The following is an 11,620-nucleotide window of genomic DNA, read 5'->3' as shown; positions in this document are numbered from 1 at the left end:
GGTCAGCGATGTAGGGAGTGATGGGTTCCTCACGGGAACCCGATCTGAATTGTTCTCTAGCTTTTGGAGTGTCTTTTATGTCGTTGTTCACTGTTCTCGCCACCAGCAAAGTCGCCGCCGGAGTTCTCGCCGCAGGCACCCTGGCCGTCGGTGGAACCGGCGTCGCAGCTGTTTCCGGAGCCCTTCCCACCGAAGCGCAGCAGACTGCCCACGAACTGCTCGGCGCTCCCGCCCCGAAGCTTGCCGGCGAAGCAGCTGCTGAGACCGCCGGATCCGCAGACGTTGCCGCCGACGCTGCGGCTGACGTTTCCGCCGATTCTTCCGCCGAGGCTGCTGTGTCCGGGGACGAGGTTGCTGCCGAGGCCAACGTCTCCGCTGCCGCCGGAACTGCCGTGGACGCCGCCGGAGCCGCAGCCTTGGGCCTGTGCACCGCCTTCACGAACGGCGGACTGAACGCCTCCTCCGAGGGCTTCTCCTCGCTGGTCATCGCCGCTGAAGGCGAAGCCAACATTAAGCCGTTCTGCACCGACGTCGTGGCCGAGGGTGCCGCTGCCGCCGACGCCACTGCCGCCGCCGAGGGTTCGGCGGCCGTCAACGCCGAGCGCCCCGAACTGCCCGCTGTTCCGGCCGTTCCGGGTATCGACGGCGAGCCTGCAGTTCCCGCTGTTCCTGCAGCTCCGGCCGTACCCGCCGTGCCCGCCGTGCCCGCCGTGCCCGGTGACGTAGTGGACGTTCCCGCCGTTTCGGGCCGCTAGGACCCCCTCGGCTAGTCTGGACTGCGGGAAGCGCCCCTTGAGGCAAGGCTTCCCGCAGTCCAGGACGCCGGGATGCAGCAGTCCACCGCCCGGATGGAGGAGCCATTGGTGCTAGACACTCTGGCTGAAGAAGACATCGACATATTTGCAGACACAGCCGGCACTGACCCGGCGGTGCTCTTCGGCGTTGTCTACCGCACCTTCTCCGGAGCTGTCCTGGGCTACCTCAAAGCCCGCGGTGTGGACGACGCCGAGGCCGTCACGCAGGACGTTTTCCTGGCAGTCTTCCCCAAGATCGGGGACCTGACCGGCGGCCTGCCGGGCGCCAAATCACTGGTGTTCTCCATCGCCCACGCCCGCATGGTGGACTACTACCGTCGGGTGGAACGCAGGCCGGACTTCACCCCCTACGATCCGTTGCAGGACGGGCGCAGCACGGCCTCCGCGGAGGACCACGCCCTGGGCCACGACGGCGGCGCGGCCAACCTCCTCGACGGCCTCGCCGACGACCACCGCGAAGTCCTGGCCCTCCGGGTCGTGGCCGATCTGTCCATCGAACAGGTGGCCGGCATCATGGGCAAGTCCCAGGGCGCCATCAAGCAGCTCCAACGCAGGGCGCTGCAAAACCTCAAGGACCAGACCCTCAGAAGAAACCAGGCAGACCATGAGTGACACCGCAGGTCCCCGCGACGACCGGACAGTCGACAGCCTGTTGCGCGACGCCGGGTTCGACGACGACGCCGTGCTCCGTGACGCGCTCCAGGACCTCCGCGGCCTGGCCGGCGGACAGCCCGAGCCCTCCGCCGCAGTGGCCGCGTTGATGGTCCCGGCCGGCGGCCAGTCCGCAGACCGGGCTGCAACGCGCCAGCTCGCCGCTGTGCCTGCAACGCGCCACCTGGCCGCTGTGCCTGCAACGCGCCACCTGGCCGCTGTGCCTGCACCTGCCGTCGAGGCTGAAGAAACCGCAGCCACTCCGTCGGCAACGCCGCCCACAGATGAGCTGGCAGCCCGCCGCCGCACGAAGCGCCGGATCACCCTCACCACGTTGTCCGTGGCCGTCTCGCTGGCGGCAGGCGGGGCCGTCGCCGTTGCCTCGGATCAGGGCATCAGGGACTCCATCGGCCAGGTCAACCAGGCGGTCAGTTCCTTCGTCGCCGGTGTCGGCGGCGGGTCCGCCCCCGCGCCGCCCGTGGACTCTCCGGTCCCTTTGCCGGCCCGGCCGGGCGCCCCGGCCACCGTGCCGCCCGCACCACCTGTCCCGGAACCTGTGCCGGCCGCACCGGGATCAGGTTCCAGCCAGCTCCCGCAGCAGGCTCCCGACCACCCGGGCAAGGCGGGCCAGCCGGGCTCAGCCCCCGCAGTGCCCCTCCCTGACCTGCCCGTCCCGGACACCCTGGCGCCCGGCCTCCCCGGCGTGCCGGACACCCCGCCGAACCGCGAGGGACAGCCCCCAGCGCTGCCCCTGCCGTCCGCCCCTCCAGTCCCGCTGCCCGGTATCCAGCAGTAACTGCTGGGGGCAGGAGCCTTAGCCTGCCGTCCTGATCATTTCCCCGGCCGGGTCAGACAGGAACCAGACGCCGCCCACGCCCTGACCTGTAACGTCGCCGGGACTCTTGTCCTTCTCGTAGTAGTACAGCGGCAGTCCGTTCAACGTCAGCTGCTTTGCGCCATCCGGCGTCGTCATTGTGCCCAGCGCGCCGGTGACGCCTTCGGCGGCCGGCACCGCGGCCGTGCTGAGGACCGGTGGCCACGCCGTCAGGCATGCCCCCGTGCAGGCGCTGGTGCCGGAATCCTTCACGTCCTTAGTGAAGAAGTAGACGCTCATGCCGTTGGCGTCCACCACGATGGTGCCTGCGCTGGTTGTCGCCGTTTTGAGGTCGACGGCGGCAGCTGCGGTTGTGGCGGTGGTGGTCGGGGCGGCGGATGTCGCCACGGGACTGGTGGCTGACGCCGTGGGCGCCGGTGTTGTTGTGGTGGTGCCGGGGCTGCCCGCGCAGCCCGCCAGCGCGGCCATGAGCGCCATGGTGGCAAGACTCGTGCCCGGATGCTTGTTCATGGAATGCTCCTCGGCTGGGCCCGGCGTCGGATCACCGGACGCTAACCCGTACGACGCCTCAGGGTGAAGAATGGTTCAAGGGGCGGCCCCCCTGTTTTGCGGCGCCCCTTAAAGCGGCCCTTCCGCCGTAGCCGGTTCCGGTGAACCATTTCCGTGCGGAGGACGTCGTATCAGCCGGAAGGCAGAGGGCCCGCCGGGCCAGGGACCGGGGACAGGAGACACGGTATGCCGCTGGATGAGGACGTGGTGGCCGCGATCTACCGTGATCACGGCCCCGCCCTGCGCCGGTTTGTCCTTAGTGCCTCCCGCGATCCCCAGTTTGCGGAGGACGTGGTCCAGGAGACCGTGCTCCGCGTCTGGCAGCAGGCGCCGGAGATTACGGGCAGCCTGCGCAGCTACCTGTTCCGGACGGCACGCAACATCATGATCGATAACTACCGCAAGGCCCAGCGGCGGCCCGCCGAGGCAACGGAACGCGAATTCGCCGATCCCGCGGAAGCGGTTGAGCGGGTGGACGAGCTGCTCAACCGCGTGCTGATGGAGGAAGCCCTGCTCCGGCTCAGCAGCGAACACCGCGACGTGCTGGTGGCGCTCCACTACCGCCGTTTCACAGTCAACGAGGCCGCTGTGCAACTGAACATTCCCAGCGGAACCGTGAAATCGCGGGCGTACTACGCGGTCCGGGCGCTGCGGACCATCCTGGACGAGATGGGGGTGGAGCGGTGAACGCCGCTGAACTGCACCAGCTGCTGGGCGCCTACGTGCTGGGCGGACTCGATCCCGCTGATTCGCAGCGCTTCGAAGCCCATCTCGGCGAGTGTGCCGGCTGCCGGGCAGAACTCTCCGAGCTGGAAAGCCTGCCCGCCCTGCTCGACGCGCTTCCCGTGCCGGACGCCGTGGGACTCACCGGGACGGCCCGCCCCGGGGCCGCAACGCAGCCGGCCACCTCCGTGGCGCGCACGCTGCTCTCGGAACTGGCCGCCCGCCGTCGTACATCACGACGGCGGTGGGCGGCGCTGGTGGGCGCCGTCGCCGTCGCATGCCTCGCGTTGGGTGTGGCAGCGGGACCGCTGCTGAACCGGCCGCCGCAGCCGGATGCCAGCTACTCGGTCCAGGCCGATAGCGGCCTGCGGTTCAGTGTGGACCTGGCCCGGAAAAACTGGGGCACGGAGCTGGCGGTGAACGGCAGCAGCATGCCGTTGGACGGCACGTATTCGCTGTGGGTGCGGGACCGGGCCGGCGGGGAGGACCGTGCTTGTGCGTGGACCGCCACGCCCAGCGGACGGATCAGGGTCACCGGGGCAACACCGGTCCAACTGGCCAGCATCGCCAGCGTGGAACTGCGCGACGACGATGAACAGACCGTCGCCGTGATCACGGTCCCGTAGCTCCGCCCGCCGGATGACCGGCGGGCGGAGTCCCGGGTCATTGGTTCATTTTGGCAAGGCGGGCCCTGACCACCATGTACACGCCATAAAAGATCAGGCCCGCTCCCACAGCGGCCAGCAGATACACACCGAAAGGCTGGTCACGAAGGGCCCTGAGCCCGCCGTCCAGGCCGGTGGATTCCTCCGGATGGGCGCGCAGTGCAGCGATGGCGATCAGCAGGCCCGACAGCAGCAGGACAACGCCCTTTGCCACGTAGCCCACCACACCCAGGACGGTGACTGCCTTCCGGGCCGAGGGGGAGGCCGGCATGGTCAGGTGTTTCTCAAAGGACTTCTTGAAGCCCCTGATCGCGTAGATCACTCCGGTGACGGCGATGCCCGTGCCCACGAGGACCAGCAGCGCCACGCCGCCGGGTGCCTTCATCACCGCGGCAGTGAAGTCGCTCGCGGACTTCTGGTTATCTGCGCCGGATCCCGTGCCCATGGCGAAGTTGGCCAACGTCAGGGCCAGTCCGGCAAACACCAGCGCCTGGGCTGCGGCCTTGGCCTTCTTGCCGGCCTTTTCCTTTGTTGGGAGCCGGTTGTAGTCGAAGATGGCATCGCTGGCCTGCCACACGGCAAGGGCGGCGCAGGCGGCGAAGCTTGCCCAGAGGAGGAACGGCCCGGCAGGCTGGCTGGCCAGTTCCGAGACAGCCCCGCTGAAGTCTGCATTTCCCGAACCGCCCATTGCCAGGCGGATGGCGATTGCCCCCAGCAGAAAATGCAGGACGCCGCTCGCCGCAAACCCCGCCCGGGCCAGTAACTCAAACGTGTGTGAGTTGGTAACGTCCTCGGCCGCGTTTGCGGCCTGTCTCAATTCTCTTTTGATGGTGCTTCCTTTGGCCGGCGCCGGGGAGGCGCAATTGCGCGCCCCCCGCACAAACCCCATCGTGCCACGCAATCCCGGCCCCGAACAGTCCCGCCTTCCACCGGTGGATCTGACCCGCGGGCAACAGTGTTATTCGCGCCCTGGCCTGCGCATTCATGACGAATGATGGGGAGTGTTCCCCATCGCCGGGGCGTGGCCGGCGTGCGACCATATGTGCAGCGATAAACCCATTCGTATTACTCTCCGGGGGAGAAACCATGACTTTTTACGGCGCTGACGTTAACCAGCTGCGCGAGCTGGCGAGGGCCGTTGACAAGGCGGCCACACTGCTCAGCAGCCGGGCCGGCTCCCTGCAGGGCCAGATCCAGTCTGCGCCGTGGAAGGGCATGGACGGCGCACAGTTCCGGCAGGACTGGACCGGCAGCCACCGCCCTGCCCTGGAACGGGTGGCACAGAGCCTCCGCCACAACTCCAAGTTGCTTCTCCAGCACGCCAACGAGCAGGAAAAAGCCTCAGACGCGTCCGGCGGCGGCGGGGGCAGCTTCCTGGACACACTCAGGGGCCTCGGCGGCCGCGCGCAAACGTGGCTTGAGCAGCAGATGCAGGCGATTGCCGCGGCCAAGGCGCACCGCCAAGAGCTGGAACAAGGCCTGAGTGACATGCTCAAGGCCAGCCCGGAGGAACAGGCCACGTGGTGGGCCGGCCTGTCGGAGGCGGACCGGCAGTACCTGATTGAAGCTGACAGCGGAAACGGGGCCCTCGCCGAAGACCTGATGAGGATGGACGGCGGCATCCCCCTTTCGGCCCAGGACCAGGCCGAGGCACACCTCAGGGAAATGGCCCGGACAGAGACCGCAATCTACACCGAGACCGGCAAGGCCTCCGTTGACGGCCGTGTTGCCTGGTTCCACGCCGGCGCGGAAGTCGGCACCGTGGTGGTTGAGAACGCCGATGGTTCAGCCACGTTGAAGGTGTACGCCAACGGCGGCGTGGGTGTGAACGATCCCTCCGGAACGGCCGGCGTCACGCTCAACGGGGAAGGCTCCACCGAGTTCAAGTTCGGCAGTGTTGAAGAGGCCATAGCCGCCCGGGACCAGATGTACAGGGAACTTCCCCCGGACGATCTCGGTGATGTGAAGGACATGGCCAGCAACGCGCCCATCTACATTGCTGCCACCGTCGCGGATGCCGCGAACGACAACGGCACCACGGGCGCCGAAAGCAAGCTCAAAGGAACCATGTCCTTTGAAGCCGAGGGTGAATCCGGCCCGGCCTCCGGCTCTGCCAAGCTGGACCTCGCCTACGAGCGGAACCTGACCGACGGCACCGCAACCGCCAGCGGCGAGGTGTCCGCGCAGGGCAAGCTGGACCTCGATGGCCAGATTTTCCAGGCCTCAGGCAAGGGCGGACTGGAAGTAAACCTGGACAAGGACAGCAAGATTGAGTCGATCGGGGTGTCAATGGACGGCACGGTGGCGCAGGGCGCAAGCGCCGGACCGGATCTGAAGGGCGCCAAGCTGGAGTCGAACGTGACCGTGGGCGCGCAGGGCAGCGTCAAAATCAACGTGGAGTACTCGCCGGAGAACAAGCCCCTGATCGATAGCTACATGCGCAATGTGGCCACGGGGAACGACCTCGCAGCGGCCGCAGACGCCGCCAAACTGTACGAGGCAGGCTCTGCCACCGTCCAGGTGAACAACGTGGTGACCGTGTCCAACGAGGCAGGGGTGGACTTCAAGGCGGGCGAGGTGGAGTTCAAGGCCGAGAACCAGGTGTCCACCAATGTGTCCACGTACTATAAGGTCGCGAATGACTCGAAGCTTGAGCGGCTCTGACGTCCCCCGTGCCTGAACCCAAGACTTACCGCTAAGGAGCACCCATGTCAGTGCACATCGAATCCCCGCTGGGGTTTACGGCAGACTTTCCCGAGCACACCCAGGTCCTCGAGGACTCCGCCGCGGGGCCGAATACCGAGCAGTACGGCCTCCTGGGCGGCATCCTCGTCACCGTCATCAAGGACGACACCTCCGTTGCAGACGCGCCGCAGGCCAACGGCTGGGCGCACCTCATGTCAGATTTTTACCTGGAGGAACGGGCCGGGACCGTCCTCACCGAGGGCGAACTGAACCTCCCAGGCAAAGCCGCGTACGGGGTCCTGGTGGGCTACACGGACCCTGCCGGCACAGCGCGGGTGGCAGCCACGGTGGGCGTCTGGGAGAACAACCGGTTCATCGGCGTTGTGGTGATCTGGCCGTACGTGAACCCGGAGATCGAACCACGCGTGGACATGCTGAAGGAAATCGTTTCCAGCATCAGCGTTTCCTGACCCAACTAGGTAGCAGTAAGTGTCGTTTTGAGCGCTCAAAACGACATTTACTGCTACCTACATGGAGAAGCTCAGCGCCGGCGGTAGCAGAGGTCGAAAATCAGCCGGCCGGCCTCGTGGGCTTTGGCCTCGAAGCTGGTGCGGATCCTGCCCTCGAAACGCGGCGCCCAGCCGCCGGTTTCGTCCACGCCCTCGTTGGGCCCGGTGTGTTCTGTGCTGACCGGCGCCCTGCCCTCACGGACGGGTGCTCCGCCCACCAGGGATTCGACGCCGGACTGCCACACCTGCGTGAGCGGGCTTTCCGGCCCGTGGCGCTCGCCGGTGTGAAGGTTCTCGAAATCCGGCGAATCCGCCAGGACGTCGCGGACGTGGACGGCGTAGTTCGACCAGTCGGTGGCGATCCGCCACAGTCCGCCCGGTTCAAGGGCCCGCGCGGCCAGAGCGGCAAACTCGGGCTGGATGAGGCGCCGCTTGTGGTGCCGTGACTTGTGCCAGGGGTCCGGGAAGAACACCCACAGTTCGCTGACCGATCCGGCCGGCAGCATGGTGGCGAGGACCTCGGGCGCGTTGGCTTCCACCACGCGGACGTTCTTCAGCCCGCGGCTGTTGATCTTGATGATGGTGTTGGCCAGCCCCGGGGTGTAAACCTCCACGGCCAGGAAATCCGTGTCCGGGTTCTCCTCGGCGGCATGGCAGATGGCATCACCCAGCCCGGACCCGATCTCCACGATCAGCGGCGCCTTCCGGCCGAACTCCGCCTCGGCGTCGAACGTGTACTCCGGGTGGACAGACGTGTTGGCTATGTGCCGCGGCACGTCGACGGCCCACCGGTCCGCATGCTCTTCCCACGCCGTCTGGCGGCGCCCCTGCAGCCGCGTTCCGCGGCGGACGAAGCTGACAGGCCTGCCGCCGTAGGTGCCGAAGGACGCCTGGGTTCCGGGCGTGACGGGTCGCGGGACATGCGGAGGCTGGGGGGTTTCTGGGGATTCGCTCATCCCTTCCAGAATAGAGGAGTTTTTGTCCGGTTAACCGGGCTTCGCGGCGCCTCAGCCGGCACTAGGCGGACAAAAATCCGCGGCGACAGGCGGGCAGGCACGCGTCGTCACCGTGCTCCGTCTGTCGCCTGACAGAATGGGTGCCGTGACCCGTGCTGACAACGTTGACATACCCGGACTTCTCGTCGACGCCGAAATCGACGACCTTCCCGCACCAGAGCCAACCGTGCTCCCGGCCGGTCGGCCCAGCCGCCGCGCCCTCGTTTACCTGGGCCTGTGCCTGGTGCTTATCGGCCTGAACCTGCGCACGGTTTTTTCCAGTTTCGCGGCGGTACTCCCGGAGGTCACGTCCGACGCCGGCCTGCCGGGCTGGGCGGTGGTTGTCCTCACCACCGTGCCCGTGACGCTTTTGGGTGTCTTCGCGCCGCTGGCCCCTGTGCTGGCCCGCCGTTTTGGCGCGGAACGCGTGCTGCTGGGCGCGATGGCGGTACTCACGGCCGGGCTGCTGCTCCGGCCCGCGGACCTTGGCGGGCTGGTGCCGGGTGCAGGCCACCTCCCTGCGCTCCTGCTGGGAACGGCAGCATGCGGTGCCGCCATCGCCCTTTGCAACGTGCTGCTCCCGGGGCTGGTGAAGCGCGACTTCCCGCACCGGCTGGGCCTTATGGGCGGGCTCTACACCACCGCCATCTGCGCCTCCGCCGCCCTCGGTGCCGGCTTTACCTACCCGGTCTTCACGGCGACGGGGGAGTGGACGGCGGGGCTGTGGTTCTGGGCGGTGCCAGCCGCCGTCGTACTTTTGCTCTTCCTCCCGGTGGCGCTCCGGCAGCACCCCGTCCGGCACCATGCCGTTAGCGACGGCGTCAACGTGTGGCGCTCCGCGGTCGCCTGGCAGGTGACCATCTTTATGGTGCTGCAGGCCATGATGTCCTTCAGCGTGTTTGCCTGGCTGGCGCCCATCCTGCGTGAACGCGGCGTGGACGGCGGCACCGCCGGCCTGATGGTCTCGGTTTCCATCGTGCTCCAGATGCTTGGCTCGCTGTTCGCGCCGGCCCTGGCTGCACGGTTCCGCGACCAGCGGGCCATCAACGTGGTGGTCGCCCTGATGACCGGGGGCGGCTTCGCCTTGAGCATCTTCGGGCCCCTGGAGCTCATCTGGGTCTGGACCGGGCTGCTGGGCCTGGGCCAGGGGAGCCTGACGGCGGTGGCCCTGACCATGATCATGCTGCGGACCCGCGACGGCCACACCGCAGCGCACCTGTCCGGGATGATGCAGGGCGTGGGCTACGGCGTGGGCTCCACCGGAACGCTGATGGTGGGCCAACTGCACCAGGCCACGGGCTCCTTCACGGCCGCCGGCCTGCTGTTCCTCGCAGTGGGCTCGCTGGCCGCAGTGTTCGGCTACCGCGCAGGCCGGAACCGGTACATCGGCGGCTAGCGCCCCCACTAGCGCCCCCCACCCCCTACCCCTGGCTGACCTCCCCGTTACCCCCGGACGCTCTCTCACTTAATGCGGGTTTTCGGCCATCGCTCTCTCACTTTCTTGAAGAAAGTGAGAGAGCGTCCGGGTTAAAGCCACATTAAGTGAGAGAGCGTCCGGGTTACCCTGTGTGTCAGGCTCTTGTGTGACAGGTTTCTGTCGGCATGAGCCCGACGCTCGGGACGGGGAAAGGCCCATGATGGACTTTGTTATTCCTGTCCGCCAGTCGAATCGTCACTTCACAACGAGCGAGAAAAACGCGATTCTGGACGAGCATGAGAAATGCCTGGAGATGGGCTCGAAGGCCGCCCTGGCCCGTGCACTCGGAATTCGAACGGCTTTAATCCGGGCATGGGCACGCGCCCGGGAATCCGGGGAACTGCCTGCCGTCGGAGACCTAACCAAGGAGGACCAGCGATTGAGTGCCGGAGACAAACGACAACTCCAACGAGTCCTCAAGGAGAACGAGATTCTCAAAGCCAAACTGGCCCGCTCCGAGGCCGCGGTGGACATCCTGGGAAAAGCTTCCGCGCTCTTGGACGCGATGGCCAAGAGCGCGGCGGCGACCGATCCGCAGCTGGACGCACCGGAGCAAGGGCGCCCGGAGTGGTTGATGCCAAAGCCTGGAAAACCATCGCCCTGACCTTCGCCGGGAAACTGGTGACAGCCGGCTGGTCAGCAGTGAAAGCGTGCGCCCTGGTCGGGGTTCACCGCACCAGCTGGTACCGGCATCTGACCCCGCCGGCTCCGGCCGGGATCACCGTTCCGCACCTCGACCGGGACTATCCGAACCGGATCAGCACGGCCGAGGCAGACGAATTCATGGCGCTGCTCAATTCCGAGGAATACGCCGATCTCTCGGTCACCCAGGCCTATTACCGGATGCTGGACGCGGGCTACTGCCCGTTCTCGATTGCGGCAGCGCACCGAATCGTGGCCCGCCACGGGCAGAACGGCGACCGCCGCGGACAACGCCCCGGCAACGGCCCCAAACGGGCTAAACCCGTCCACGCGGCGACGGCTCCAAATCAGCTCTGGAGTTGGGACATCACCATGCTCCACGGCCCCGGCAAACACACCTACAAGCTCTACACAATCATGGATGTGTTCTCCCGAAAGGTCGTCGGCCACCGCGTCGAACACACCGAAACGGCCGCTCTCGCCTCGGCCCTGATCCGGGACGCCGTCGCCGGCAACAAACGCACGCCTGCCGTGCTCCACGCCGACAACGGAGCCCCGATGCGGGCAGGCACCACGTTGGAACTTGCCCGCGATTTGGGCATCACCCTGTCCTACTCCCGGCCCCGGGTCTCCGATGACAACCCGTACTCGGAATCCCTGTTCAGAACCGTGAAATATGACCTGGATTTCCCCCGACGGTTCCAAGACCTTGGGCACGCGCGGGAGCACCTGGCGACGTTCTTCACCAGCTACAACACCCACCACCGCCACAGCGGACTGAACTACTACACCCCGGACACCGTCCACAACGGACTGGTCCAGCAAGCAACCAGGCATCGCCAAGAAACACCCGATGCCTGCTACGCCCGCAACCCACACCGATACCGACGCAGGCCCACCGCACCGGGAGTCCCGCCCGTAGCCGGCATCAACCACAAAGAAACCAACCCGCTGTCACAAACAGCTTGATAAATACCGGTTAAAGCCACATTAAGTGAGAGAGCGTCCCGGATTAAGGGGGCGCCGGGGGCGGTTCGTTGCCGGAACGTTGCAAAGACGACCTGACAATCCATT

At 66.9% G+C, this 11,620-nt stretch carries 13 protein-coding genes; 10 read left to right on the top strand and 3 right to left on the bottom strand.

Features of this window, described 5'->3' with window-relative positions; all coding sequences use genetic code 11:
* The first annotated feature begins 77 nt into the window (after positions 1–77).
* The 3 genes from IDT60_RS18460 to IDT60_RS18450 all read left to right on the top strand — a co-directional run bounded on the left by IDT60_RS18460 (position 78) and on the right by IDT60_RS18450 (position 2,262).
* Positions 78–755 carry a protein tyrosine phosphatase gene (locus IDT60_RS18460; RefSeq protein ID WP_191080167.1) on the top strand — a complete coding sequence of 226 codons (678 nt, stop codon included), beginning with the start codon at positions 78–80 and terminating at the stop codon, positions 753–755.
* Between the two features lie 93 nt (positions 756–848).
* Positions 849–1,427 (top strand): RNA polymerase sigma factor, encoded by a 579-nt coding sequence (locus tag IDT60_RS18455; RefSeq protein WP_191082017.1) that lies wholly within the window; start codon positions 849–851, stop codon positions 1,425–1,427.
* A complete protein-coding gene (locus IDT60_RS18450) occupies positions 1,420–2,262 on the top strand; it encodes a hypothetical protein (protein ID WP_191080166.1) in 843 nt (280 codons plus the stop codon). The genes IDT60_RS18455 and IDT60_RS18450 overlap by 8 nt, the downstream gene beginning before the upstream one ends.
* A gap of 18 nt (positions 2,263–2,280) precedes the next feature.
* Here the strand turns inward: IDT60_RS18450 and IDT60_RS18445 are convergent, their stop codons facing one another.
* Positions 2,281–2,811 carry a hypothetical protein gene (locus IDT60_RS18445; protein ID WP_191080165.1) on the bottom strand — a complete coding sequence of 177 codons (531 nt, stop codon included), beginning with the start codon at positions 2,809–2,811 and terminating at the stop codon, positions 2,281–2,283.
* Positions 2,812–3,036: 225 nt separating this feature from the next.
* On the opposite strand from IDT60_RS18445, the gene IDT60_RS18440 reads away from it, so the two are divergent.
* Both IDT60_RS18440 and IDT60_RS18435 read left to right on the top strand, forming a co-directional pair.
* Positions 3,037–3,537: a sigma-70 family RNA polymerase sigma factor gene (locus IDT60_RS18440; protein WP_191080164.1), complete on the top strand. Its 501-nt coding sequence runs from the start codon at positions 3,037–3,039 to the stop codon at positions 3,535–3,537.
* Positions 3,534–4,199, top strand: coding sequence for an anti-sigma factor (locus IDT60_RS18435; RefSeq protein WP_191080163.1), 666 nt, complete (start codon positions 3,534–3,536; stop codon positions 4,197–4,199). Before IDT60_RS18440 ends, IDT60_RS18435 begins: the two co-directional genes overlap by 4 nt.
* Before the next feature lie 37 nt (positions 4,200–4,236).
* Here IDT60_RS18435 and IDT60_RS18430 read toward each other — a convergent pair whose 3' ends face one another.
* The gene (locus tag IDT60_RS18430) at positions 4,237–5,055 is read right to left on the bottom strand and encodes a DUF1206 domain-containing protein (protein WP_223883802.1); all 819 of its coding nucleotides are present in this window, start codon (positions 5,053–5,055) and stop codon (positions 4,237–4,239) included.
* 269 nt (positions 5,056–5,324) lie between these two features.
* Here IDT60_RS18430 and IDT60_RS18425 point away from each other — a divergent pair, with 269 nt between their 5' ends.
* Together IDT60_RS18425 and IDT60_RS18420 are read left to right on the top strand one after the other, a co-directional pair.
* Entirely contained in the window at positions 5,325–6,902 is a 1,578-nt protein-coding gene (locus tag IDT60_RS18425) for a hypothetical protein (protein WP_191080161.1), read from the top strand.
* Positions 6,903–6,946: 44 nt separating this feature from the next.
* Entirely contained in the window at positions 6,947–7,393 is a 447-nt protein-coding gene (locus IDT60_RS18420; protein ID WP_191080160.1) for a hypothetical protein, read from the top strand.
* A gap of 71 nt (positions 7,394–7,464) precedes the next feature.
* On the opposite strand, the gene trmB is transcribed toward IDT60_RS18420, so the two are convergent.
* Positions 7,465–8,388, bottom strand: a complete 924-nt coding sequence (gene trmB / locus IDT60_RS18415) for a tRNA (guanosine(46)-N7)-methyltransferase TrmB (RefSeq protein WP_191080159.1) — start codon at positions 8,386–8,388, stop codon at positions 7,465–7,467.
* A gap of 136 nt (positions 8,389–8,524) precedes the next feature.
* On the opposite strand from trmB, the gene IDT60_RS18410 reads away from it, so the two are divergent.
* From IDT60_RS18410 to IDT60_RS18400, 3 genes are all read left to right on the top strand, one after another.
* Entirely contained in the window at positions 8,525–9,823 is a 1,299-nt protein-coding gene (locus tag IDT60_RS18410; protein WP_191080158.1) for an MFS transporter, read from the top strand.
* A gap of 238 nt (positions 9,824–10,061) precedes the next feature.
* Positions 10,062–10,508 (top strand): hypothetical protein, encoded by a 447-nt coding sequence (locus IDT60_RS18405; RefSeq protein WP_223883800.1) that lies wholly within the window; start codon positions 10,062–10,064, stop codon positions 10,506–10,508.
* Positions 10,472–11,515 carry an IS3 family transposase gene (locus IDT60_RS18400; protein ID WP_191080157.1) on the top strand — a complete coding sequence of 348 codons (1,044 nt, stop codon included), beginning with the start codon at positions 10,472–10,474 and terminating at the stop codon, positions 11,513–11,515. Before IDT60_RS18405 ends, IDT60_RS18400 begins: the two co-directional genes overlap by 37 nt.
* Positions 11,516–11,620: the final 105 nt, after the last annotated feature.

This window comes from Pseudarthrobacter sp. BIM B-2242 (assembly GCF_014764445.1).
Lineage (GTDB): Bacteria > Actinomycetota > Actinomycetes > Actinomycetales > Micrococcaceae > Arthrobacter > Arthrobacter luteus_A.
The sequence above is the reverse complement of the archived record's forward strand: the minus strand, read 5'-3'. Positions and strand labels throughout refer to the sequence as shown.